We start from the raw sequence: 23635 nt of genomic DNA on the forward strand, positions 1-23635 counted from the left end.
TGTCGTGGCTAAAGAAAAATTTGATCGTTCCCTTCCCCACGTTAACGTCGGCACCATCGGCCACGTTGACCACGGTAAGACCACTCTGACCGCAGCTCTGACTCGCGTCTGCTCCGAAGTTTTCGGTTCGGCAGTCGTTGAGTTCGACAAGATCGACTCGGCTCCGGAAGAAAAAGCGCGCGGTATCACCATCAACACCGCTCACGTCGAGTACAACTCGAACATTCGTCACTACGCTCACGTTGACTGCCCAGGTCACGCTGACTACGTGAAGAACATGATCACCGGTGCTGCCCAGATGGACGGCGCGATCCTGGTTTGCTCGGCCGCCGATGGTCCGATGCCACAAACCCGTGAGCACATCCTGCTGTCCCGTCAGGTTGGCGTTCCGTACATCGTGGTCTTCCTGAACAAGGCTGACCTGGTAGACGACGCTGAGCTGCTGGAACTGGTCGAGATGGAAGTTCGCGACCTGCTGTCCACCTACGACTTCCCAGGCGACGACACCCCGATCATCATCGGTTCGGCTCGTATGGCCCTGGAAGGCAAAGACGACAACGAAATGGGCACTACCGCTGTCAAGAAGCTGGTAGAAACTCTGGATGCCTACATCCCTGAGCCAGTTCGTGCCATCGACCAGCCGTTCCTGATGCCGATCGAAGACGTATTCTCGATCTCGGGTCGTGGTACCGTTGTTACCGGCCGTATCGAGCGTGGTATCGTCCGCGTTCAGGATCCGCTGGAAATCGTTGGTCTGCGTGACACCACCACCACCACCTGCACCGGCGTTGAGATGTTCCGCAAGCTGCTGGACGAAGGTCGTGCTGGCGAGAACTGCGGCGTCCTGCTGCGTGGTACCAAGCGTGACGACGTTGAGCGTGGCCAGGTTCTGGTCAAGCCAGGTTCGGTCAAGCCGCACACCAAGTTCACCGCAGAAGTCTACGTCCTGTCGAAGGAAGAAGGCGGTCGTCACACTCCGTTCTTCAAAGGCTACCGTCCTCAGTTCTACTTCCGTACCACTGACGTGACCGGTAACTGCGAACTGCCGGAAGGCGTTGAAATGGTAATGCCAGGTGACAACATTCAGATGACTGTTACCCTGATCAAGACCATCGCAATGGAAGACGGTCTGCGCTTCGCTATCCGTGAAGGCGGTCGTACCGTCGGCGCCGGCGTCGTAGCCAAAATCATCGAGTAATCACTCGACCGATTGAAAAAACCCCCGCTCAGCGGGGGTTTTTTTTATTGGGTTGACACTAAATTGGGGCGTCTATAGAATCACGCCTCCTTTTAGCGGGCGTAGTGCGTCCGTTGGGAACAGCCTGGAGTCTGAAATCCAATGCAAAATCAGCAAATCCGTATCAGGTTGAAGGCTTTCGACCATCGCCTGATCGACCAATCCACCCAGGAAATCGTGGAAACCGCGAAACGTACTGGTGCACAAGTGCGTGGTCCAATTCCACTGCCTACCCGCAAAGAGCGTTTCACCGTTCTGGTCTCCCCGCACGTCAACAAAGACGCGCGTGACCAGTACGAGATTCGCACTCATAAGCGTGTTCTGGACATCGTCCAGCCAACGGATAAAACCGTTGACGCGCTGATGAAGCTTGATCTGGCGGCAGGTGTGGAAGTACAGATCAGCCTCGGCTAAGACTTCGGTCTAGTCGTGTAACGCTCTGAAATGGGCGGCCATAGCGGGTGAAAGCCCCGTACACTCATGAGGTTTACAACATGACTATTGGTGTAATCGGTCGCAAATGCGGTATGACCCGCATTTTCACCGAAGAAGGTGTCTCCATTCCGGTCACGGTCATCGAGATCGAGCCGAATCGCGTCACCCAGTTCAAAACTGAAGAAACCGATGGCTACCGCGCAGTGCAAGTCACTGTCGGCGAGCGTCGTGCTTCGCGTGTGACTGCCGCTCAGGCAGGCCACTTCGCCAAGGCTAACGTTGCCGCTGGTCGCGGTGTTTGGGAGTTCCGTCTTGAAGAAGGCGATTTCCAGGCTGGCGATCTGATCAAAGCTGAACTCTTCACTGCAGGCCAGCTGGTAGACGTTACTGGTCAGTCCAAAGGTAAAGGCTTCGCCGGTACCATCAAGCGCTGGAACTTCCGTGGCCAGGACAACACCCACGGTAACTCCGTGTCGCACCGTGTCCCAGGTTCCATCGGCCAGTGCCAGACTCCTGGTCGTGTGTTCAAGGGCAAGAAAATGTCCGGTCACATGGGCGCCGAGCGCGTGACTGTTCAGTCCCTGGAAGTAGTTCGCGTAGACGCTGAACGCAACCTGCTGCTCGTCAAGGGTGCCGTTCCTGGCGCTACTGGCGGCGACGTGGTTGTACGTCCAGCTGTCAAGGCTCGCGGTTAAGGGGAAGCTGACATGCAACTTAATGTAAATGACGCTCAGGCGATCGAAGTTTCCGAACTGACCTTCGGTGGCGAATTTAACGAGACGCTGGTACACCAAGCAGTCGTGGCCTACATGGCCGGCGGCCGTCAGGGCACCAAGCAGCAGAAGACCCGTTCCGACGTGGCTGGTGGCGGTAAGCGCCCATGGCGTCAGAAGGGGACTGGCCGTGCTCGTGCTGGTACCACTCGTGGTCCGATCTGGCGTGGCGGTGGTGTAACCTTCGCAGCTCGCCCTCAAGATCACTCGCAGAAGCTCAACAAGAAGATGTACCGCGCAGCCCTGCGCTCCATCCTCGCTGAGCTGGTGCGTAGCGACCGTCTGGTCGTGGTTCAGGACTTCGCTGTTGAAGCACCGAAAACCAAAGATCTGCTGAACAAGCTGAACGGCATGGGTCTGAGCGACGTTCTGATCGTTTCGGACGCTGTTGATCAGAACCTGTACCTGGCTGCTCGCAACCTGCCGCACGTCGATGTACGTGACGTTCAAGGTTCCGACCCGGTCAGTCTGATCGCATACGAGAAAGTGTTGATCACTGTCTCGGCCGTGAAGAAATTCGAGGAGCTGCTGGGATGAACCAGGAACGCGTATTCAAAGTCCTCCTTGGCCCGCACGTTTCCGAGAAGGCTACCGTTCTGGCTGAGAAAAAAGGCCAGTTCGTATTCAAGGTTGCTACCGATGCAACCAAGCTGGAAATCAAGAAAGCTGTCGAAGGCCTGTTCAACGTAAAAGTTGAAAACGTGTCGACTGTTAACGTTCTGGGTAAAACCAAGCGTACCGCACGTGGTCTGGGCAAGCGTAATGACTGGAAGAAGGCGATCGTCTCCCTTCAGCCAGGCCAAGATCTCGATTTCAGCAGCAGTGCTGAGTAAGGAAGGGGTGCATCATGGCAATCGTTAAATGCAAACCGACTTCCCCTGGCCGCCGTTTCGTGGTCAAGGTGGTCAACAAGGAGCTGCACAAAGGCGCTCCTCACGCACCGCTGCTCGAGAAGAAATCGAAGTCTGGTGGTCGTAACAACAATGGCCGCATCACCACTCGTCACGTTGGTGGTGGTCATAAGCAGCATTACCGTCTGGTCGACTTCCGTCGCAACGACAAAGATGGCATTCCAGCCACTGTCGAGCGTATCGAATACGATCCGAACCGTACTGCTCACATCGCCCTGCTGTGCTACGCAGACGGTGAGCGTCGCTACATCATCGCCCCTAAAGGCGTGAGTGCTGGCGACCAGCTGATCGCAGGTGCCCTGGCCCCAATCAAGGCCGGTAACTCCCTGCAGCTGCGCAACATCCCAGTAGGTAGCACCATTCACGGCATCGAACTGAAGCCGGGTAAAGGTGCTCAGATCGCTCGTTCCGCTGGTGCTTCGGCTCAGCTGATCGCTCGTGACGGCGTCTACGTGACTCTGCGTCTGCGCTCCGGTGAGATGCGTAAAGTACTGGCTGAGTGCCGTGCGACCCTGGGCGAAGTCTCGAACTCCGAGCACAGCCTGCGCTCGCTGGGTAAAGCTGGTGCCAAACGCTGGCGCGGCGTTCGCCCAACCGTTCGTGGTGTTGCCATGAACCCGGTTGACCACCCACACGGTGGTGGTGAAGGTCGTACCTCCGGTGGTCGTCATCCGGTATCGCCATGGGGCTTCCCAACCAAGGGTGCTAAAACCCGTGGTAATAAGCGTACCGACAACATGATCGTCCGTCGTCGCAAGTAACTAGAGGGATACGACAGTGCCACGTTCTCTGAAAAAAGGTCCTTTTATCGATCTTCACCTGCTGAAGAAGGTCGAAGTGGCGGTGGAGAAGAACGATCGCAAGCCAGTTAAAACCTGGTCGCGCCGTTCGATGATCCTGCCACAAATGGTCGGTCTGACCATCGCGGTTCACAACGGTCGTCAACATGTCCCAGTTCTCGTGAACGAAGACATGGTCGGCCACAAACTGGGCGAGTTCGCCGGTACCCGCACCTATCGCGGGCACGTGGCTGACAAGAAAGCCAAGCGTTAAGGGGTAAGGAAATGGAAGTAGCCGCTAAGTTGTCGGGCGCTCGCATCTCCGCCCAGAAAGCCCGCTTGGTCGCCGACCAGATCCGCGGGAAGAAGGTGGGCGAAGCGCTCAACCTGTTGGCCTTCAGCAGCAAAAAAGCCGCTGAAATCATGAAGAAAGTCCTCGAGTCGGCCGTTGCCAACGCCGAACACAACGAAGGCGCAGACGTTGATGACCTGAAGGTCTCCACCGTCTTCGTCAACGAAGGGCGTTCGCTGAAGCGCATCATGCCACGTGCCAAAGGCCGTGCTGATCGCATCGTCAAGCGGTCTTGCCATATCACTGTCAAGGTTGCGGACAAGTAACGGAGTCGATCAGATGGGTCAGAAAGTACATCCCACTGGCATTCGCCTGGGAATCGTCAAGGAGCACACCTCCGTCTGGTACGCAGACGGTGCTACTTACGCAGATTACCTGTTGAAGGATCTGAAAACGCGTGAGTACCTCCAAGACAAACTAAAAAGCGCGTCCGTAAGCCGTATCGATATTCATCGTCCGGCTCAAACTGCACGCATCACCATCCACACCGCTCGTCCCGGTATCGTTATCGGTAAGAAAGGTGAAGATGTCGAGAAGCTGCGTCAGGACCTGACCAAGCAGATGGGTGTGCCTGTGCACATCAACATCGAAGAGATCCGCAAGCCGGAACTCGACGCAATGCTGGTTGCGCAGAGCGTAGCTCAGCAGCTGGAACGCCGCGTAATGTTCCGTCGCGCCATGAAGCGCGCCGTACAGAACGCCATGCGTATTGGTGCCAAGGGCATCAAGATCCAGGTGAGCGGTCGTCTCGGCGGTGCTGAGATTGCTCGTACCGAGTGGTATCGCGAAGGTCGTGTGCCCCTGCACACCCTGCGTGCCGATATCGACTACAACACCTACGAAGCTCACACCACTTACGGTGTGATCGGTGTGAAGGTTTGGATCTTCAAAGGCGAAGTTATTGGTGGTCGCCAAGAAGAACTGAAACCACAAGCACCAGCGCCTCGTAAAAAAGCTGCTAAGTAAGGGGTACGCCAAATGTTGCAACCAAAGCGTACAAAATTCCGCAAGCAGATGACCGGCCACAACCGTGGTCTGGCACTGCGCGGTAGCAAAGTCAGCTTCGGCGAATTCGCCCTGAAAGCTGTTGCTCGCGGTCGCCTCACCGCTCGCCAGATCGAGTCCGCACGTCGTGCGCTGACCCGTCACGTAAAACGTGGCGGTAAGATCTGGATCCGTGTGTTCCCGGACAAGCCGATCTCCAAGAAGCCTCTCGAGGTTCGTATGGGTAAAGGTAAGGGTTCCGTGGAATACTGGGTTGCCCAGATCCAGCCAGGTAAAGTCCTGTACGAGATCGAGGGTGTTTCTGAAGAGCTGGCGCGCGAAGCTTTCGCCCTGGCTGCTGCAAAGCTGCCTCTCGCCACCTCCTTTGTTAAGCGGACGGTGATGTGATGAAAGCGAATGAACTTCGTGAAAAATCTGCACAGCAACTGAATGAGCAACTGCTCGGCTTGCTGCGCGACCAGTTCAATCTGCGTATGCAGAAAGCAACTGGCCAGTTGGGTCAGTCGCACCTGCTCTCGCAAGTTAAGCGTGACATCGCTCGCGTGAAAACTGTGCTCAACCAGCAGGCAGGTAAGTGATCATGGCTGAAGCTGAAAAAACCGTCCGTACGCTGACTGGCCGTGTCGTCAGCGACAAAATGGACAAGACCATCACCGTTCTGATCGAGCGTCGCGTAAAGCACCCGATCTACGGTAAATACGTTAAGCGTTCGACTAAGCTGCACGCGCACGACGAATCCAACCAGTGCAAAATCGGCGACAAGGTTTCCATCCGTGAAACCCGTCCGCTGGCCAAGACCAAGTCCTGGGCACTGGTTGAAGTCCTCGAACGCGCTGTTGAAGTCTAAGGGCTAGGGGTCGGAGAAATTTTATGATTCAGACTCAATCCATGCTCGATGTGGCCGATAACAGCGGCGCTCGTCGCGTCATGTGCATCAAGGTGCTCGGCGGTTCGCACCGCCGTTACGCCGGCATCGGTGACATCATCAAGGTTACCGTCAAGGAAGCAATTCCGCGCGGTAAGGTCAAAAAAGGCCAAGTGATGACCGCTGTTGTCGTCCGTACCCGTCACGGTGTACGTCGCGCTGACGGTTCCATCATTCGTTTCGACGGCAACGCTGCTGTTCTGCTGAACACCAAGCAAGAGCCGATCGGCACTCGCATCTTCGGGCCAGTGACCCGTGAACTTCGTACTGAGAAGTTCATGAAGATCGTCTCGCTCGCCCCTGAAGTGCTGTAAGGAGATCCGACATGCAAAAGATTCGTCGTGACGACGAGATCATCGTGATCGCCGGCAAAGACAAAGGTAAGCGCGGTAAGGTGCTGAAGGTTCTGGCTGATGACCGTCTGGTCATCGGTGGTGTGAACCTGGTCAAGCGTCATACCAAGCCTAACCCGATGGCGGGCGTTCAGGGCGGTATCGTCGAAAAAGAAGCGCCTCTGCACGCTTCCAACGTTGCCATCTTCAACGGCGAAACCAACAAGGCTGACCGCGTTGGTTTCAAAGTAGAAGAAGGTAAGAAAATTCGTGTCTTCAAGTCGACCCAAAAAGCGGTTGATGCTTGAACACTGCTAGGTAGAAGACCATGGCACGACTGAAAGAGATTTACCGGAACGAAATCGCTCCTAAGCTTAAGGAAGAACTTAAGCTGTCGAACGTGATGGAAGTTCCGCGCGTTACCAAGATCACCCTGAACATGGGTCTGGGCGAAGCGATCGGCGACAAGAAAGTCATCGAGCACGCTGTTGCCGACCTGGAAAAGATCACCGGTCAAAAGCCGGTTGTGACTTTCGCTCGTAAATCCATCGCGGGCTTCAAAGTCCGTGAAGGATGGCCGATCGGCGTCAAGGTGACCCTGCGTCGCGAAAAAATGTACGAATTCCTGGACCGCCTGCTGGCGATCTCCCTGCCTCGGGTTCGCGACTTCCGCGGCCTGAATGCCAAGTCCTTCGATGGTCGTGGCAACTACAGCATGGGCGTGAAAGAGCAGATCATCTTCCCGGAAATCGATTACGACAAGATCGATGCTCTGCGCGGTTTGGACATCACCCTGACCACCACTGCTCGTTCGGACGACGAAGGCCGCGCTCTGCTGCGTGCTTTCAAGTTCCCGTTCCGCAACTGATTGGAGTAGGAAAATGGCCAAGAAGAGCATGAAAAACCGCGAGCTGAAGCGTCAGCTCACGGTAGCCAAGTTCGCCAAGAAGCGTGCTGAGCTGAAAGCGACCATCGTCAACGTGAATGCCTCTCCAGAAGAGCGTTTCGCTGCCGTCGTCGCTCTGCAGAAGCAGCCACGTGATGCCAGCGCTGCGCGTCTGCGCAACCGTTGCCGCCTGACCGGTCGTCCTCACGGTGTATACCGTAAGTTCGGCCTGGGCCGTAACATGCTGCGTCAAGCGGCAATGCGCGGTGACGTACCAGGTCTGGTCAAGGCCTCCTGGTAATCGCTGCAGGTGTGATCCCGGCGCAAGGGGAGCAATCTTCCGACCGCCGGTGACCTCGCCAAGAAACAAGCCCCTATATGGGGCTTGTTTCGTTTCTACCTTGTGTCTAGAATGACCGGCTCACCTGAGCCTGGGTTTTTTACCCTGCCTGCTTGGGTGGTTGTGATAGCCGCAAGGCTAATAATTCTTGTATCAGGAGCATCTAGCCCATGAGTATGCAGGACCCGTTAGCGGACATGCTAACTCGCATCCGTAATGCCCAGATGGCTGAAAAGTCCGTCGTAAGCATGCCTTCCTCCACCCTGAAGGTCGCGGTTGCCAAAGTTCTGAAAGACGAAGGTTACATCGCTGGCTACCAGGTCACTGGTGAAGCCAAGCCGTCCCTGTCGATCGAACTGAAGTACTTCGAAGGCCGTCCGGTCATCGAGGAACTGAAGCGTTCCAGCCGTCCTGGCCTGCGCCAGTACAAGTCCGTCACAGACCTGCCGAAAGTTCGTGGCGGCCTGGGCGTGTCTATCGTCTCCACCAACAAAGGTGTGATGACTGACCGCGCTGCGCGCGCTGCCGGTGTCGGCGGCGAAGTTCTGTGCACAGTGTTCTAAGGGGAGATAGGCATGTCTCGCGTCGCTAAGAACCCCGTTAAGCTGCCAGCAGGCGTCGAAGTCAAATTCGCCGGCCAGCAGCTTTCGGTGAAGGGTGCCAAAGGCACTCTCGAACTGAACGTTCACTCGTCTGTTGAAGTTACCGAAGAGTCCGGCGAACTGCGTTTCGTCGCTCGCAACGGTGATCAGCAAGCTCGCGCCATGGCCGGTACTACCCGTGCTCTGGTCAACAACATGGTCCAAGGCGTAAGCCAAGGCTTCGAGCGCAAGCTCCAGCTGGTCGGTGTTGGTTACAAGGCACAGGCCAAAGGCACCGTCCTGAACCTGGCTCTGGGCTTCTCGCATCCAGTGGACTACGAACTGCCAGCCGGTATCACCGCTGAAACTCCTAGCCAGACCGACATCCTGATCAAGGGTATCGACAAGCAGCTGGTAGGTCAGGTGGCCGCTGAAATCCGCGACTTCCGTCCGCCAGAGCCTTACAAAGGCAAGGGTGTGCGTTACGCGGACGAAGTAGTCCGTCGTAAAGAAGCCAAGAAGAAGTAGGGCCTAGCAAATGACCGACAAAAAAGTTACTCGACTGCGTCGCGCTCGCAAAGCACGTCTCAAGATGCACGAACTCGAAGTCGTGCGCCTGTGCGTGTTCCGCTCCTCGCAGCACATCTACGCCCAGGTCATTTCGGCCGACGGCAGCAAGGTTCTGGCAAGCGCCTCGACCTTGGACAAAGACCTGCGTGATGGCGCCACTGGCAACATCGACGCGGCCACTAAGGTTGGCAAGCTGGTAGCTGAGCGTGCGAAAGCCGCCGGTGTATCTCAAGTTGCCTTTGACCGTTCCGGCTTCAAGTACCATGGCCGCGTCAAAGCGCTGGCTGATGCTGCTCGTGAAGGCGGGCTGGAGTTCTAAGTTATGGCAAATAACGATCAAAAGCGCGACGAAGGCTACATCGAGAAGCTGGTTCAAGTTAACCGCGTAGCCAAAACCGTTAAAGGCGGCCGTATCTTCACCTTCACCGCGCTGACCGTGGTAGGTGATGGCAAGGGTCGCGTTGGCTTCGGCCGTGGCAAGTCGCGCGAAGTACCTGCTGCGATTCAGAAAGCCATGGAAGCTGCTCGTCGCAACATGATCCAGGTTGACCTGAAGGGCACCACCCTGCAGTACGCCACCAAGGCTGCCCACGGCGCCTCGAAGGTTTACATGCAGCCTGCCTCGGAAGGTACCGGTATCATCGCCGGCGGCGCCATGCGTGCTGTCCTGGAAGTTGCTGGTGTTCAGAACGTCCTGGCCAAGTGCTACGGTTCGACCAACCCAGTGAACGTGGTTTACGCCACCTTCAAGGGTCTGAAAGCCATGCAATCTCCTGAGTCCATTGCTGCCAAGCGCGGCAAGAGCGTTGAGGAGATCTTCTGATCATGGCAACCGTAAAAGTAACGCTGATCAAGAGCGTCTCGGGCCGTCTGCCTAACCACAAACTGTGCGTTAAAGGTCTGGGTCTGCGTCGCATCGGTCACACTGTAGAAGTCCAGGATACTCCCGAGAACCGCGGGATGATCAACAAGGCTTACTACATGCTGCGCGTCGAGGGTTAATCGATGAAACTCAATGATCTGAGTCCAGCGCCGGGTTCCCGTCGCGAAAAGCATCGTCCGGGTCGTGGTATCGGTAGCGGTCTGGGTAAGACCGGCGGCCGTGGCCACAAAGGTCAGACCTCCCGTTCGGGTGGTTCGATCGCTCCGGGCTTCGAAGGCGGTCAACAGCCGCTGCACCGTCGCCTGCCGAAGTTCGGCTTCGTTTCCCTGAAAGCCATGGACCGCGCAGAAGTGCGTCTGTCCGAGCTGGCCAAAGTGGAAGGCGACGTGATCTCCGTGCAATCCCTGAAGGATGCCAACGTGATCAACCAGCACATTCAGCGTGTGAAAATCATGCTGTCTGGCGAAGTTACTCGCGCAGTCACCATCAAGGGTATCGCAGCCACCAAGGGTGCGCGTGCGGCTATCGAAGCAGCTGGCGGCAAATTCGAGGAATAAATGGCTAAGCAAGGTGCTCTCTCTTCGCTCGGTAAGGGCGGGATGTCGGAACTCTGGGCTCGTCTGCGCTTTCTGTTCATGGCGATCATCGTCTATCGGATAGGTGCGCATATCCCGGTTCCCGGCATCAATCCGGACCGTCTGGCGGATCTGTTTCGGCAGAATGAGGGGACCATTCTTAGCTTGTTCAACATGTTTTCCGGTGGCGCGCTCGAGCGCATGAGCATCTTTGCACTGGGGATCATGCCGTACATTTCGGCATCGATCATCATGCAGCTGATGACGGCGGTCAGCCCGCAACTGGAGCAGTTGAAGAAGGAAGGTGAAGCTGGCCGTCGCAAGATCAGCCAGTACACCCGCTACGGCACCGTTATCCTGGCACTGGTTCAAGCCATTGGCATGTCCATTGGCCTGGCCAACCAGGGCGTGGCGTTTTCTGTGGGTCTTGGCTTCTATGTCGTTGCCGTCTCCACCTTCGTGGCAGGCGCAATGTTCATGATGTGGCTGGGCGAGCAGATCACCGAGCGCGGTGTGGGCAACGGTATCTCGATGTTGATCTTCGCAGGTATCGTTGCCGGTCTTCCGAGAGCAATCGGGCAGTCTTTCGAGTCTGCACGCACAGGCGATATCAACATTTTCGCCCTGGTCGCTATCGGTTTGCTGGCAGTAGCGATTATCGGTTTCGTGGTGTTCATTGAGCGTGGTCAGCGTCGTATCGCCGTTCACTACGCCAAGCGTCAGCAGGGCCGCAAGGTCTTTGCAGCGCAGACCAGCCACTTGCCGCTTAAAGTGAACATGGCGGGGGTTATCCCGGCCATTTTCGCGAGCAGCATTCTGCTGTTCCCGGCTTCGCTGGGTGCCTGGTTCGGTCAGTCCGAAGGTATGGGCTGGCTGCAGGACATCTCGCAGTCGATCGCTCCTGGTCAGCCGTTGAACATTCTGCTGTTTAGTGCAGGGATCATTTTCTTCTGCTTCTTCTACACAGCGTTGATGTTCAACCCGAAAGACGTAGCGGAAAACCTGAAGAAGTCCGGTGCCTTTATTCCGGGTATCCGTCCTGGTGAGCAGTCGGCGCGCTACATTGATGGCGTTCTGACTCGTCTGACCATGTTCGGTGCTCTTTACATGATGGCCGTCTGCCTTCTGCCCCAGTTCCTGGTGGTGGCAGCAAATGTGCCGTTCTACCTTGGCGGGACCTCGTTGCTGATTGTGGTAGTGGTTGTGATGGACTTCATGTCCCAAGTACAATCGCACCTCGTTTCGCACCAGTACGAATCCCTGATGAAGAAAGCCAACCTGAAAGGCTACGGTGGCAGCGGTCTGCTGCGCTGATACGCCCCTAAGGTTCGAGGAGTCGGTAATGAAAGTTCGTGCATCGGTGAAAAAGCTGTGCCGTAACTGCAAGATCATCCGTCGCGAAGGCGTCGTACGAGTGATCTGCAGCGCGGAACCGCGTCACAAACAGCGCCAAGGCTGAGTGTGATCTGCGTTTCAAACCCAGCAGCTAGTGTGCTGCTGGGTTGATTATTCGTTTCTACAGCGATATTATCTCGCGCCCTATTTCTTGGCTTCCGGGGCGTAGGTAGCTGTCAATTGGAGTCCCACTGAATGGCCCGTATTGCAGGCGTCAACATTCCAGATAACAAGCATACTGTTATCTCGCTGACCTACATCTATGGTGTCGGTCGCACAACTGCACAGAAGATCTGTGCAGACGCTGGTGTAAACCCAGCCGCAAAGATCAAGGATCTGAGCGACGAGCAAATCGAAACCCTGCGTGGCGAAGTCGCGAAGTTCACCACCGAAGGTGACCTGCGTCGTGACATCAACATGAAGATCAAGCGCTTGATGGACCTGGGTTGCTACCGCGGCCTGCGTCATCGTAAAGGTCTGCCGGTTCGCGGTCAGCGCACCAAGACCAACGCACGCACCCGTAAGGGCCCGCGTAAGCCGATCCGCAAGTAACCGCCCAGGAATATAGACATGGCAAAACCTGCTGCTCGTCCTCGTAAGAAAGTCAAAAAGACAGTGGTTGATGGCATCGCCCACATCCATGCGTCTTTCAACAACACCATCGTGACCATCACCGACCGTCAGGGCAATGCTTTGTCCTGGGCGACCTCCGGTGGTTCGGGTTTCCGTGGTTCGCGCAAATCCACCCCGTTCGCAGCCCAGATCGCTGCTGAGCGTGCTGGTCAAGCTGCGCTGGAATACGGTCTGAAAAACCTCGACGTAAACGTCAAGGGTCCAGGTCCAGGTCGTGAGTCCGCCGTTCGTGCACTGAACAGCTGTGGCTACAAGATCGCCAGCATCACCGACGTGACGCCAATCCCGCACAACGGGTGCCGTCCGCCGAAGAAGCGCCGCGTGTAATCAGGAGACAGAAGAATGGCACGTTACATTGGTCCAAAATGCAAACTGTCTCGTCGTGAAGGCACCGATCTGTTCCTGAAGAGCGGCGTTCGCGCTCTGGAATCGAAGTGCAACATCGAAGCAGCCCCAGGTATCCACGGCCAGCGCCGTGGCCGTCAGTCCGACTACGGTACCCAGCTGCGCGAGAAACAAAAAGTCCGTCGTATCTACGGTGTTCTGGAGCGTCAGTTCCGCGGTTACTACCAAGCTGCTGCCTCGAAAAAAGGCGCAACCGGTGAGAACCTGCTGCAACTGCTCGAGTGCCGTCTGGATAACGTCGTCTACCGTATGGGCTTCGGCTCGACTCGTTCCGAGTCCCGTCAGCTGGTTTCGCACAAAGCGATCAGCGTCAACGGTAAGACTGTAAACATTCCATCCTACCAAGTTCGTCCGGGTGACGTGGTCGCGGTTCGCGAGAAGTCGTTGAACCAGCTGCGCATTGTTCAAGCCCTTGAACTGTGCGCCCAGCGTGGCCGCGTTGAGTGGGTAGACGTAGATGCTGCTAAAAAGTCGGGCGTTTTCAAGAACGTTCCTGCTCGCGGCGACCTGTCTGCCGACATCAACGAAAACCTGATTGTCGAGCTCTACTCCAAGTAAGGGCTAGAAAATAGGTGCATCCATGCAGATTTCGGTAAATGAGTTCCTGACTCCCCGCCACATTGATGTGCAGGTAGTCAGTCCGACCCGCGCCAAGATCACGCTCGAGCCTCTCGAGCGTGGTTTCGGCCATACCCTGGGCAACGCGCTGCGCCGCATCCTGTTGTCCTCCATGCCTGGCTGTGCAGTAGTCGAGGCCGAGATCGATGGCGTACTCCATGAGTACTCCGCGATCGAAGGTGTTCAGGAAGACGTAATTGAAATCCTGTTGAACCTGAAAGGCCTGGCTATCAAACTGCACGGTCGTGACGAAGTTACGCTGACCTTGTCGAAAAAGGGTTCGGGGGTGGTTACCGCTGCCGATATTCAGCTGGATCACGATGTCGAGATCGTCAACCCCGATCACGTAATCGCGAACCTGGCGTCCAACGGCGCCCTGAACATGAAGCTCACTGTAGCTCGTGGTCGCGGTTACGAGCCGGCCGACTCCCGTCAGACTGACGAAGACGAAAGCCGTAGCATTGGCCGTCTGCAGCTGGACGCTTCGTTCAGCCCGGTGCGTCGTATCGCCTATGTGGTCGAGAACGCCCGTGTTGAACAGCGTACCAACCTGGACAAGCTGGTCATTGATCTGGAAACCAACGGCACCCTGGATCCTGAAGAGGCTATCCGCCGCGCTGCGACCATCCTGCAACAGCAGCTGGCCGCGTTCGTCGACCTCAAAGGTGACAGCGAGCCTGTCGTAGTCGAGCAGGAAGACGAGATCGATCCGATCCTGCTGCGCCCGGTTGACGACCTGGAACTGACTGTACGTTCGGCCAACTGCCTCAAGGCGGAGAACATCTACTACATCGGCGACCTGATTCAGCGTACCGAAGTAGAGCTGTTGAAGACTCCTAACCTGGGCAAGAAGTCCCTGACTGAAATCAAGGACGTCCTGGCCTCTCGTGGTCTGTCTCTCGGCATGCGCCTCGACAACTGGCCGCCTGCAAGTCTTAAGAAAGACGACAAGGCGACCGCCTGATCGTCGTAATCACCGAACGTAGTGTTTGGTAAGGAATGAATCATGCGTCATCGTAAAAGTGGACGTCACCTGAGCCGTACCAGCTCTCACCGCAAGGCTATGTTCCAGAACATGGCAGTGTCGCTGATCGAGCACGAGCTGATCAAAACCACCCTGCCGAAAGCCAAGGAACTGCGCCGCGTTGCCGAGCCGCTGATCACCCTGGCCAAGGAAGACAGCGTTGCTAACCGTCGTCTGGCCTTCGATCGTACCCGTTCGAAGTCCGCTGTTGGCAAACTGTTCAACGACCTGGGCAAGCGTTACGCCACCCGTCAGGGCGGCTACCTGCGCATCCTGAAGTGCGGTTTCCGCGCTGGCGACAACGCGCCTATGGCGTACGTCGAGCTGGTTGATCGTCCGGTCGGCGGTGCTGTAGAAGCTGCTGAGTAAGACGTTCTGTCTGCTACAAGGAACCGGGCCTAGTGCCCGGTTTTTTGTGTCTGTATGTATTGTTTGTTTCTATTGATTTGAATCAATCAATGAATTTGTCGTTATAACCCGCCTGTTCAATACTCTCCTTCAAGCCGATTAGCCCGGCGTTCGAAGACCGATAAGGAGAGCTCATGAGCAAGATACTCACCACCGCCAGCGGTGCCCCTGTAGCTGACAACCAGAACTCCCGATCTGCCGGCCCGCGTGGCCCGTTGCTGCTCGACGACTTCCATCTGTTCGAGAAGCTGGCCCACTTCAACCGTGAGAACATTCCTGAGCGGCGTGTGCACGCCAAAGGCTCGGGCGCTTACGGTACCTTCACCGTCACCCACGACATTACCGGCTACACCAGTGCCAAGCTCTTCGACCAGGTGGGCAAGCAGACCGAGACCTTCCTGCGTTTCTCTACAGTGGGAGGTGAGCGTGGTTCGGCAGACACCGAGCGCGACCCGCGTGGCTTTGCCGTCAAGTTCTACACCGAAGAAGGCAACTGGGACATCGTCGGCAACAACACCCCTGTGTTCTTCATTCGTGACCCGCTGAAATTTCCGGATTTTATCCACACCCAGAAGCGTCATCCCCAGAGCAACCTGAAGAATGCCCAGATGATGTGGGACTTCTGGTCGCACTCCCCAGAGGCATTGCATCAGGTCACCATCCTCTTCTCTGACCGGGGTATTCCGGATGGCTACCGGCACATGCACGGCTTCGGCAGCCACACCTACAGCCTGATCAATGCGCAAGGTGAGCGCACTTGGGTCAAGTGGCACTTCAAGACCCAGCAAGGCATCAAGAACCTTGCCCCGGCAGAAGCTGCGCGCTTGGCCGGTACTGAGCCCGACTACGCCCAACGCGATCTGTTCGAGGCCATCGAGCGCGGCGATTTCCCACGCTGGAGCGTATGCATCCAGGTAATGAGCGAAGCCGAAGCGGGCAGCCGCTCGGAAAACCCGTTCGACGTGACCAAGACCTGGTCGCAGAAGGATTATCCCCTGATCGAAGTCGGTGTTCTGGAACTCAATCGCAACCCCCTCAACTACTTCGCTGAAGTCGAGCAAGCGGCGTTCGGCCCGAGCAACATGGTCCCAGGTGTGGGGCTGTCGCCTGACCGCATGCTGCAAGGCCGCGTTTTCGCCTATGCCGATGCGCACCGCTACCGCGTAGGTACCAACCATCAGCAGTTGCCTGTCAATGCGCCGCGCTGCCCGGTGAACAGCTACCAGCGCGACGGTTCGATGGCTACCGGCAGCTACGGCAGTGCGCCGAACTACGAGCCCAACAGCTACGGCAATGCACCGAAACAGTCGCCTCGTCATGCCGAGCCGGCGTTGGCCCTGAACGGTTCGGCGGACCGTTACGACCACCGCGATGACGATGATTACTTCAGCCATGCAGGCGCACTGTTCCGATTGATGAGCAGTGAGCAGAAAGCACTGTTGATCAGCAACATCGCCGGTGCCATGGCGGGCGTGAGCGAGGATGTGATCCAGCGGCAGTTGCAGTACTTCTTCAAGGCCGATCCGGCCTATGGAGAAGGCATTGCCAAGGCGCTGGGGCTGAATCTCGCCTAACTCGAAGTGATAAGGAGAACCGCCCTCATTTGGGCGGTTTTTCAATGAATATCACTACTGTTTAACCGTTTTTTTGCTTCTGATTGCGCGTTTTTCAGTGACCGCGGAGAAAACGTGGTTCACACTATGTGGTATTCGAAGTTTCCACAGGGAGAAGCAGGGCGATGCAAGGTCACCCGGACGTAATCAACTACCTCGTCACGTTGCTGAAGGGCGAACTGGCAGCACGCGACCAGTACTTCATTCACTCGCGCATGTACGAAGACTGGGGCCTGTCCAAGCTCTTCGAGCGTATCAACCACGAGATGGAAGAAGAGACCCAGCACGCCGATGCGCTAATGCGCCGTATCCTGATGCTCGAAGGTACCCCGGACATGCGTGCCGATGACCTCGAAGTGGGGAGCACCGTGCCGGAAATGATCGAGGCCGACCTCAAGCTCGAGTACAAGGTTCGCGCCGCACTGTGCAAAGGCATCGAGCTGTGCGAACTGCACAAGGACTACATCAGCCGTGACATCCTGCGCGCGCAGTTGGCCGATACCGAAGAAGATCACACCTACTGGCTGGAAAAACAGCAGGGGTTGATCAAGGCCATCGGCCTGGAGAACTACCTGCAGTCGCAGATGTAAGTTATCCACAAGCCAAGAAAAAGCCCCTGGCACCGTACGGTACCAGGGGCTTTTTCATGCACGGGTCTATCAGGCCCGGTCACGCTCCAGCAACGGCTTGAGGTAATGGCCGGTGTAGGACTGTTTCATCTTGCTCAGTTCTTCCGGTGTCCCGCAGGCAATGATCTGGCCACCTTTGGAACCACCCTCCGGCCCCAGGTCCACCAGCCAGTCGGCTGTCTTGATCACGTCCAGATTGTGCTCGATCACCACCACGGTATTGCCGTGGTCGCGCAAGCGGTGCAGCACATCGAGCAGTTGCTGGATATCGGCGAAGTGCAGGCCGGTAGTCGGCTCGTCGAGGATATAGAGCGTCTTGCCGGTATCGCGCTTGGACAATTCACGCGAAAGTTTGACGCGCTGCGCCTCACCACCGGACAGGGTGGTCGCCGACTGCCCCAGCTTGATGTACGAAAGGCCCACATCCATCAGCGTTTGCAGCTTGCGCGCCAAGGCCGGTACCGCGTCGAAAAATGCGCGGGCATCCTCGATGGTCATTTCCAGGACCTCGTGGATGTTCTTGCCCTTGTACTTGATCTCCAGGGTTTCGCGGTTGTAGCGCTTGCTCTTGCACACATCGCACGGCACGTAGATGTCCGGCAGGAAGTGCATCTCCACCTTGATCAGGCCGTCGCCCTGGCAGGCTTCGCAGCGCCCGCCCTTGACGTTGAACGAGAACCGCCCCGGGCCGTAACCACGCGAGCGCGACTCAGGCACGCCGGAGAACAGTTCGCGGATCGGCGTGAAGATACCGGTGTAGGTTGCCGGGTTCGAACGCGGTGTGCGGCCGATCGGGCTCTGGTCGATATCGACCACCTTGTCCAGGTGCTGCAGGCCATCCATGCTGCTGTGTGCCGCAGCTTCCAGGCTGCTCGCGCCATTCAGCGCGGTGGCCGCCAGCGGGTACAGGGTGTTGTTGATCAGCGTCGACTTGCCCGAGCCGGACACGCCGGTCACGCAGGTCAACAGACCGATCGGCACTTCGAGGTCGACATTCTGCAAGTTGTTGCCACGCGCGCCCTTGAGCTTGAGTTGCAGCTTCTTGTCGCGCGGCGTGCGCTTGGCCGGTACGACGATCTTCTTGCGCCCGGAGAGGTACTTGCCGGTCAGCGAGTCAGGGTGGTCCATGACCTCCTGCGGCGTACCCTCTGCAACGATCTGTCCACCGTGCACACCGGCGCCCGGGCCGATGTCCACGACGTAGTCGGCCAGGCGAATGGCGTCCTCGTCGTGCTCGACCACGATCACCGTGTTGCCCAGGTCGCGCAGGTGGTTGAGGGTAGCCAGCAAGCGGTCGTTGTCCCGTTGATGAAGACCGATGGACGGTTCATCGAGGATGTACATCACCCCCACCAGCCCAGCGCCAATCTGGCTGGCCAGGCGGATGCGCTGGGCTTCACCGCCCGAAAGGGTATCGGCGCTGCGGTCGAGGGTCAGGTAGTCGAGGCCGACATTGACCAGGAACTGCAGGCGTTCGCAGATCTCCTTGAGGATCTTCGCGGCGATTTCGCCTCGGCGACCGGTCAGGGTCAGCGCACCGAAGTAGTCGCTGGCCTCGCCGATGGGCAGGTTGGTGACGGCTGGTAGCGTCTTTTCGCCCACCCAAACATGACGCGCCTCGCGGCGCAGGCGCGTGCCGCGGCAATCGGGGCAGGGCTGGGTGCCGAGGAACTTGGCCAGCTCTTCGCGCACGGTGGCGGATTCGGTTTCGCGGTAGCGGCGTTCGAGGTTCGGCACGATCCCTTCGAAAGGGTGTGAACGCTTGACGATGTCGCCCCGGTCGTTGAGGTACTTGAAGTCGACGCTCTGCTTGCCGCTGCCCTGCAGGATCACCTTCTGGTGCTCGGCCGACAGCTCGCCGAACGGCTCTTCCAGGCTGAAACCGTAGTGCGCGGCGAGCGAGCCGAGCATCTGGAAGTAATAGACATTGCGCCGGTCCCAGCCGCGGATCGCACCCTCGGCCAGGGTCAGCTCGCTGTTGACTAGGCGCTTGGTGTCGAAGAACTGCTTCACGCCCAGGCCGTCACAGGTCGGGCAGGCACCGGCCGGGTTGTTGAAGGAGAACAGCTTGGGTTCCAGCTCGCTGATCGCATGCCCGCAGATCGGGCAAGCGAAGCGGGCGGAGAAGATCGTCTCTTCGCCTTCTTCGTCGTCCATCGGCGCTACCAGGGCGATACCGTCGGCCAGCTTGAGCGCTGTCTCGAACGACTCGGCCAGGCGCTGCTGCAAGTCGGCGCGCACCTTGAAACGGTCCACCACCACGTCGATGCTGTGCTTTTTCTGCTTGTCCAGCTTGGGTAGTTCGTCGAGCTCGTAGAGCTTGCCGTTGACCCGCGCCCGCACGAAGCCCTGGGCGCGTAACTCGTCGAACACGGCCAGGTGCTCGCCCTTGCGCTCGCGGATGACCGGCGCCAGCAGCATCAGCTTGCTGCCTTCCGGGCGCTCCAGCACCAGGTCGACCATCTGGCTGATCGTTTGCGCCTCCAGCGGAATGTCATGGTCCGGGCAGCGCGGCGTACCGACGCGGGCATACAGCAGGCGCAGGTAGTCGTAGATCTCGGTGATGGTGCCAACCGTCGAACGCGGGTTGTGCGAGGTCGACTTCTGCTCGATGGAAATGGCCGGAGACAAGCCTTCGATGGTGTCGACGTCGGGCTTTTCCATCATCGACAGGAATTGCCTGGCATAAGCCGACAACGATTCCACATAGCGCCGCTGGCCTTCGGCGTACAGTGTGTCGAACGCCAGCGACGACTTGCCGGACCCGGACAGGCCGGTGATCACGATCAGTTTGTCGCGCGGCAGGGTCAGGTCGATGTTCTTAAGGTTGTGGGTACGTGCCCCACGAATCAGGATCTTGTCCACTGCGGCCTCGCTCGGCGGGCATAAACAAGGAAGTATACGGCGCGCTGCCAGTACGCGGCAAAGCGTCGCGTAGATGCCGTCAAGCTGTCGGACTGATAGAATCGCCGCCGGTTCACACGAGGTTAATCCATGCACGACACCCACAACGAAGGCATGAGTGGCAGCGAAACCCGCGCCGCTGGCGGCCTGGCCCTGGTCTTTGCCTTTCGTATGCTGGGCATGTTCATGGTCTTGCCGGTGCTGGCCACCTACGGCATGGACCTGGCTGGCGCGACCCCCGCGCTGATCGGCCTGGCCATTGGCGCCTATGGCCTGACCCAGGCGGTACTGCAGATTCCGTTCGGGATGATTTCCGACCGCATCGGTCGTCGCCCGGTGATCTACCTGGGGCTGGTGATCTTCGCCCTGGGCAGCGTGCTGGCGGCCCAGGCCGACTCGATCTGGGGCGTGATCGCCGGCCGTATCCTGCAGGGCGCCGGGGCCATTTCCGCCGCGGTCATGGCGCTGCTGTCCGACCTTACCCGCGAGCAGCACCGGACCAAGGCCATGGCCATGATCGGCATGAGCATCGGTCTGTCGTTCGCCGTGGCGATGGTAGTCGGTCCGCTGCTCACAAGTGCTTTCGGCTTGTCAGGATTGTTCCTCGCCACGGCAGGACTTGCCCTGGTCGGCATCCTGCTGATCGCCTTCGTGGTGCCCAACACCCACACCACCTTGCAGCATCGTGAATCCGGCGTGGCGCGTCAGGCCCTGGGCCCGACCCTGCGCCATCCGGACCTTCTGCGCCTGGATGTGGGCATCTTCGTCCTCCACGCCATCCTCATGGCAAGCTTCGTGGCACTGCCACTCGCGCTCGTCGAACGCGGTGGGCTGCCCAAGGAGCAACACTGGTGGGTATACCTGACCGCGCTGTTCATCTCATTCTTTGCAATGATCCCGTTCATCATCTACGGCGAAAAGAAGCGCAAGATGAAACGCGTCCTGGCTGGTGCGGTCAGTGTCTTGCTGCTGGTGGAGGTGTTCTTCTGGCAGTGGGCTGACGGTTTGCGCGGACTGGTGATTGGCACCGTGGTATTCTTTACCGCATTCAACCTGTTGGAGGCATCATTGCCTTCGCTGGTGAGCAAGGTGTCACCTGCCGGTGGCAAGGGAACGGCAATGGGGGTCTACTCCACCAGCCAGTTCCTCGGTGCCGCGTTGGGTGGGATCCTTGGTGGCTGGTTGTTCCAGCATGGTGGGCTGAACACGGTGTTCCTCGGTTGCGCGGTGTTGTGTGCCATCTGGCTGGTCGTGGCCTTGCGCATGAACGAGCCGCCGTATGTGACCAGCCTGCGCATGCCGCTGACGCCTGAGGCGGTCCGGGAAGCCGGGCTGACCGAACGCCTGATGGCCGTGCCGGGTGTGACCGACGCTGTGGTGGTGGCAGAAGAGGCCGCCATCTATATCAAACTGGATACGAAAATTTTGGACCGTGCGACCCTCGAGCGACTGGTGAACCCAGCCTCTTCGGCGTGCGAAGCCTAGGAGAACGTTATGGCCCGTGGGGTTAACAAAGTCATTCTGGTCGGCACCTGTGGCCAGGATCCCGAAGTCCGCTACCTGCCCAACGGTAACGCCGTGACCAACCTGAGCCTGGCCACCAGCGAGCAGTGGACCGACAAGCAGTCGGGCCAGAAGGTCGAGCGTACCGAGTGGCACCGTGTGTCGCTGTTCGGCAAGGTTGCCGAAATCGCCGGCGAATACCTGCGCAAGGGTTCGCAGGTGTACATCGAAGGCAAGCTGCAGACCCGCGAGTGGGAAAAAGACGGCATCAAGCGCTACACCACTGAAATCATCGTCGACATGCAGGGCACCATGCAGCTGCTCGGCGGCCGTCCGCAGAACCAGCAAGGTGGCGGCGACCAATACAACCAGGGTGGTGGTAACAACTACAACCAGGGTGGCCAGCAGCAACAGTATAACCAGGCTCCTCAGCGCCAGCAGGCCCCGCGCCCGCAGCAGCAGCGCCCGGCGCCGCAGCAGCCTGCGCCACAGCCGGCGGCTGATTTCGACAGCTTTGATGACGACATTCCGTTCTGATCGAGCGGTAGGGCGTCACGGCAATACAAAAACCCAGGGCATTGGCCCTGGGTTTTTTTATGCGCGCTGGATGCCAGTGAGCGCACCTGGCAACTCAGGCATCCCCATCCAGCGCGGCCTTCGCAAACTCGGCATCCAGCTCTGGCGTAGCGCCGCTGATACCGATGCCGCCGAGATGCTGGCCATTGGCATCCATGATCGGCAGGCCGCCGCCCAACAGGGTGAAGCCTGGCAGTGAGGCATAGGGGTTTGCCGGGAGCCCGGCGCTTCGATCCGCGAGCGAGCTGGAGGACAGCGGGAAGCGGGCCGAGGTCGAGGCCTTGAGTTGCGCGACCTTGACGCTGCCGCTGCTGGTGCCGTCCATGCGGTGGAAGTGTTTGAGGTTGCCATGGTTGTCGACGATGCTGATGACGATGGTATGGCCCTGGGCAAGGGCAGCGCGCTCGGCGGCGGCGGCCATGGTGCGGGCGGCCTCGGCGGTGAGGGGGGAGGGAGCGTCTGCCAGTGCGGTTGCCGTCAAAAACACAGAGCACATGAAAAGGCTGGTACGGCCGTGGTTCGACTTCATGCGAGCGTTTCCCCTGAGGACTGTTCGATCGGGCAACCTAGCAGGCGGTTATCGCTCAAGGATGTAGTCCATTTCCGAAATTGATGTCCGGTAGGTGTGTTGTCGCTGCTGGCCCTATCGCCGGCAAGCCGGCTCCCACAGGTACCCCGCTGTGCTCAAGCGCGTGTGGGAGCAACTGTCTTTGAGGGTTTATTCTCCAACGATCCTTTCAGGCATGGCTCCACCAGCGAATAGGCGATCTCGCTGGCATGCATGGCATTGCTCAGCATGCTCAGGCCGTGTTCGCCGGCGCGGGCGCGGCAGTGTTCGTCGAGGGTTTCGATGACGCCGCGTAGCAGCTCGCTGGCGTGGGCCAGGGCGTCAGGTGGGTACAGGTCGGATTGGACGGTGAAGAATGGAGTGTTTACGGCAGGGAGGATCGGGGACGATCTTTTTCATGGCAATTAACCTTTGTTCGGCCTAAGGAAACTGCCACCTGAATCTTTCTCACGGATTGTAGGTGGCAGTCGTGCGCGGGGTGAGAAACCGAGGAACAAAGGCAAAACTCGGCCAGGCCGAAGCCTGCCCGCGCACGACCGCCATAACGACGATCCTTTGTGTCAATCGGGTTCTCACACCCGGTCGCCGAAGCGACCCGAGAACGTTATCCGTGAGGCATTTCCCCGACAACAGCGAAACTTCAGCAGCGTTCGTAGGATAGTTCCCGGGCATGCAAATCCTGAAGCATTTGGTTTCAGGTTCAGAAATGTCTTACATCCGAGTGAGGGCTTCCAGGTGCTCGCCATGAGAGTTTCAGCGCCTGTGAGATCGAGCG

35 protein-coding genes and 1 pseudogene are annotated in these 23635 nt (G+C 58.2%); 33 read left to right on the forward strand and 3 right to left on the reverse strand.

Annotated elements, in window-relative coordinates; all coding sequences use genetic code 11:
* Positions 1-4: 4 nt before the first annotated feature.
* The 31 genes from tuf to bfr all read left to right on the forward strand — a co-directional run bounded on the left by tuf (position 5) and on the right by bfr (position 17270).
* Entirely contained in the window at positions 5-1198 is a 1194-nt protein-coding gene (tuf, locus tag PPL01S_RS13210) for an elongation factor Tu (protein WP_010951775.1), read from the forward strand.
* 141 nt (positions 1199-1339) lie between these two features.
* Positions 1340-1651 (forward strand): 30S ribosomal protein S10, encoded by a 312-nt coding sequence (gene rpsJ / locus PPL01S_RS13215; protein ID WP_003186070.1) that lies wholly within the window; start codon positions 1340-1342, stop codon positions 1649-1651.
* 80 nt (positions 1652-1731) lie between these two features.
* Positions 1732-2367 (forward strand): 50S ribosomal protein L3, encoded by a 636-nt coding sequence (gene rplC, locus PPL01S_RS13220; protein ID WP_003257089.1) that lies wholly within the window; start codon positions 1732-1734, stop codon positions 2365-2367.
* A gap of 12 nt (positions 2368-2379) precedes the next feature.
* The gene (gene rplD / locus PPL01S_RS13225; RefSeq protein WP_003255485.1) at positions 2380-2982 is read left to right on the forward strand and encodes a 50S ribosomal protein L4; all 603 of its coding nucleotides are present in this window, start codon (positions 2380-2382) and stop codon (positions 2980-2982) included.
* Positions 2979-3278: a 50S ribosomal protein L23 gene (gene rplW / locus PPL01S_RS13230; protein ID WP_003255484.1), complete on the forward strand. Its 300-nt coding sequence runs from the start codon at positions 2979-2981 to the stop codon at positions 3276-3278. The genes rplD and rplW overlap by 4 nt, the downstream gene beginning before the upstream one ends.
* A gap of 14 nt (positions 3279-3292) precedes the next feature.
* Entirely contained in the window at positions 3293-4117 is an 825-nt protein-coding gene (gene rplB, locus PPL01S_RS13235) for a 50S ribosomal protein L2 (protein ID WP_016393391.1), read from the forward strand.
* 16 nt (positions 4118-4133) lie between these two features.
* Positions 4134-4409 carry a 30S ribosomal protein S19 gene (gene rpsS, locus PPL01S_RS13240; protein WP_003255482.1) on the forward strand — a complete coding sequence of 92 codons (276 nt, stop codon included), beginning with the start codon at positions 4134-4136 and terminating at the stop codon, positions 4407-4409.
* A gap of 11 nt (positions 4410-4420) precedes the next feature.
* Positions 4421-4753, forward strand: a complete 333-nt coding sequence (gene rplV / locus PPL01S_RS13245) for a 50S ribosomal protein L22 (protein WP_003103908.1) — start codon at positions 4421-4423, stop codon at positions 4751-4753.
* 13 nt (positions 4754-4766) lie between these two features.
* A complete protein-coding gene (gene rpsC, locus PPL01S_RS13250; RefSeq protein ID WP_003255481.1) occupies positions 4767-5453 on the forward strand; it encodes a 30S ribosomal protein S3 in 687 nt (228 codons plus the stop codon).
* Between the two features lie 12 nt (positions 5454-5465).
* Entirely contained in the window at positions 5466-5879 is a 414-nt protein-coding gene (gene rplP, locus PPL01S_RS13255; RefSeq protein ID WP_003255479.1) for a 50S ribosomal protein L16, read from the forward strand.
* A complete protein-coding gene (gene rpmC, locus PPL01S_RS13260; RefSeq protein WP_002555481.1) occupies positions 5879-6070 on the forward strand; it encodes a 50S ribosomal protein L29 in 192 nt (63 codons plus the stop codon). The genes rplP and rpmC overlap by 1 nt, the downstream gene beginning before the upstream one ends.
* A 2-nt stretch (positions 6071-6072) precedes the next feature.
* Entirely contained in the window at positions 6073-6339 is a 267-nt protein-coding gene (gene rpsQ / locus PPL01S_RS13265) for a 30S ribosomal protein S17 (RefSeq protein ID WP_008089812.1), read from the forward strand.
* A 23-nt stretch (positions 6340-6362) separates the two neighbouring features.
* Positions 6363-6731, forward strand: coding sequence for a 50S ribosomal protein L14 (gene rplN, locus PPL01S_RS13270; RefSeq protein ID WP_008089810.1), 369 nt, complete (start codon positions 6363-6365; stop codon positions 6729-6731).
* An 11-nt stretch (positions 6732-6742) separates the two neighbouring features.
* A complete protein-coding gene (rplX, locus tag PPL01S_RS13275) occupies positions 6743-7057 on the forward strand; it encodes a 50S ribosomal protein L24 (RefSeq protein ID WP_016393392.1) in 315 nt (104 codons plus the stop codon).
* Positions 7058-7077: 20 nt separating this feature from the next.
* Positions 7078-7617, forward strand: coding sequence for a 50S ribosomal protein L5 (gene rplE / locus PPL01S_RS13280; protein ID WP_012316517.1), 540 nt, complete (start codon positions 7078-7080; stop codon positions 7615-7617).
* 13 nt (positions 7618-7630) lie between these two features.
* Entirely contained in the window at positions 7631-7936 is a 306-nt protein-coding gene (rpsN, locus tag PPL01S_RS13285; protein WP_008089807.1) for a 30S ribosomal protein S14, read from the forward strand.
* Between the two features lie 209 nt (positions 7937-8145).
* The gene (gene rpsH, locus PPL01S_RS13290; protein WP_008089805.1) at positions 8146-8538 is read left to right on the forward strand and encodes a 30S ribosomal protein S8; all 393 of its coding nucleotides are present in this window, start codon (positions 8146-8148) and stop codon (positions 8536-8538) included.
* A 12-nt stretch (positions 8539-8550) separates the two neighbouring features.
* Complete coding sequence (rplF, locus tag PPL01S_RS13295) at positions 8551-9084, forward strand: 50S ribosomal protein L6 (protein WP_009681972.1); 534 nt, start codon at positions 8551-8553, stop codon at positions 9082-9084.
* 10 nt (positions 9085-9094) lie between these two features.
* The gene (gene rplR, locus PPL01S_RS13300; RefSeq protein WP_008089801.1) at positions 9095-9445 is read left to right on the forward strand and encodes a 50S ribosomal protein L18; all 351 of its coding nucleotides are present in this window, start codon (positions 9095-9097) and stop codon (positions 9443-9445) included.
* A 3-nt stretch (positions 9446-9448) separates the two neighbouring features.
* A complete protein-coding gene (gene rpsE, locus PPL01S_RS13305; protein WP_003255465.1) occupies positions 9449-9949 on the forward strand; it encodes a 30S ribosomal protein S5 in 501 nt (166 codons plus the stop codon).
* A 2-nt stretch (positions 9950-9951) separates the two neighbouring features.
* Complete coding sequence (gene rpmD, locus PPL01S_RS13310; RefSeq protein ID WP_016393393.1) at positions 9952-10128, forward strand: 50S ribosomal protein L30; 177 nt, start codon at positions 9952-9954, stop codon at positions 10126-10128.
* 3 nt (positions 10129-10131) lie between these two features.
* Positions 10132-10566: a 50S ribosomal protein L15 gene (gene rplO, locus PPL01S_RS13315; RefSeq protein ID WP_003255461.1), complete on the forward strand. Its 435-nt coding sequence runs from the start codon at positions 10132-10134 to the stop codon at positions 10564-10566.
* Positions 10567-11898 carry a preprotein translocase subunit SecY gene (secY, locus tag PPL01S_RS13320; RefSeq protein WP_016393394.1) on the forward strand — a complete coding sequence of 444 codons (1332 nt, stop codon included), beginning with the start codon at positions 10567-10569 and terminating at the stop codon, positions 11896-11898. It abuts the gene before it with no gap.
* Between the two features lie 28 nt (positions 11899-11926).
* A complete protein-coding gene (rpmJ, locus tag PPL01S_RS13325) occupies positions 11927-12043 on the forward strand; it encodes a 50S ribosomal protein L36 (protein ID WP_002555468.1) in 117 nt (38 codons plus the stop codon).
* Between the two features lie 131 nt (positions 12044-12174).
* Positions 12175-12531, forward strand: a complete 357-nt coding sequence (gene rpsM / locus PPL01S_RS13330; protein WP_003255457.1) for a 30S ribosomal protein S13 — start codon at positions 12175-12177, stop codon at positions 12529-12531.
* 18 nt (positions 12532-12549) lie between these two features.
* On the forward strand, positions 12550-12939 hold the full coding sequence (gene rpsK / locus PPL01S_RS13335; RefSeq protein WP_003255454.1) for a 30S ribosomal protein S11: 390 nt from the start codon (positions 12550-12552) through the stop codon (positions 12937-12939).
* 15 nt (positions 12940-12954) lie between these two features.
* On the forward strand, positions 12955-13575 hold the full coding sequence (gene rpsD, locus PPL01S_RS13340; protein ID WP_016393395.1) for a 30S ribosomal protein S4: 621 nt from the start codon (positions 12955-12957) through the stop codon (positions 13573-13575).
* Between the two features lie 22 nt (positions 13576-13597).
* The gene (locus PPL01S_RS13345; RefSeq protein ID WP_003255452.1) at positions 13598-14599 is read left to right on the forward strand and encodes a DNA-directed RNA polymerase subunit alpha; all 1002 of its coding nucleotides are present in this window, start codon (positions 13598-13600) and stop codon (positions 14597-14599) included.
* 42 nt (positions 14600-14641) lie between these two features.
* Positions 14642-15028 (forward strand): 50S ribosomal protein L17, encoded by a 387-nt coding sequence (rplQ, locus tag PPL01S_RS13350; protein WP_003255451.1) that lies wholly within the window; start codon positions 14642-14644, stop codon positions 15026-15028.
* Positions 15029-15201: 173 nt separating this feature from the next.
* Entirely contained in the window at positions 15202-16641 is a 1440-nt protein-coding gene (locus PPL01S_RS13355) for a catalase (protein ID WP_028625844.1), read from the forward strand.
* Positions 16642-16805: 164 nt separating this feature from the next.
* The gene (gene bfr / locus PPL01S_RS13360; protein WP_016393397.1) at positions 16806-17270 is read left to right on the forward strand and encodes a bacterioferritin; all 465 of its coding nucleotides are present in this window, start codon (positions 16806-16808) and stop codon (positions 17268-17270) included.
* Between the two features lie 69 nt (positions 17271-17339).
* On the opposite strand, the gene uvrA is transcribed toward bfr, so the two are convergent.
* Positions 17340-20174 (reverse strand): excinuclease ABC subunit UvrA, encoded by a 2835-nt coding sequence (uvrA, locus tag PPL01S_RS13365; RefSeq protein ID WP_016393398.1) that lies wholly within the window; start codon positions 20172-20174, stop codon positions 17340-17342.
* Positions 20175-20303: 129 nt separating this feature from the next.
* Here uvrA and PPL01S_RS13370 point away from each other — a divergent pair, with 129 nt between their 5' ends.
* Complete coding sequence (locus PPL01S_RS13370) at positions 20304-21698, forward strand: MFS transporter (protein ID WP_028625843.1); 1395 nt, start codon at positions 20304-20306, stop codon at positions 21696-21698.
* Positions 21699-21707: 9 nt separating this feature from the next.
* Positions 21708-22253 (forward strand): single-stranded DNA-binding protein, encoded by a 546-nt coding sequence (locus PPL01S_RS13375; protein ID WP_016393400.1) that lies wholly within the window; start codon positions 21708-21710, stop codon positions 22251-22253.
* A 94-nt stretch (positions 22254-22347) separates the two neighbouring features.
* On the opposite strand, the gene PPL01S_RS13380 is transcribed toward PPL01S_RS13375, so the two are convergent.
* Positions 22348-22821, reverse strand: coding sequence for a GlcG/HbpS family heme-binding protein (locus tag PPL01S_RS13380; protein WP_016393401.1), 474 nt, complete (start codon positions 22819-22821; stop codon positions 22348-22350).
* 155 nt (positions 22822-22976) lie between these two features.
* Positions 22977-23259: pseudogene (locus PPL01S_RS25685) on the reverse strand (hypothetical protein).
* Between the last annotated feature and the right edge of the window lie 376 nt (positions 23260-23635).

This window comes from Pseudomonas plecoglossicida NBRC 103162 = DSM 15088, from assembly GCF_000730665.1.
GTDB lineage: Bacteria > Pseudomonadota > Gammaproteobacteria > Pseudomonadales > Pseudomonadaceae > Aquipseudomonas > Aquipseudomonas plecoglossicida.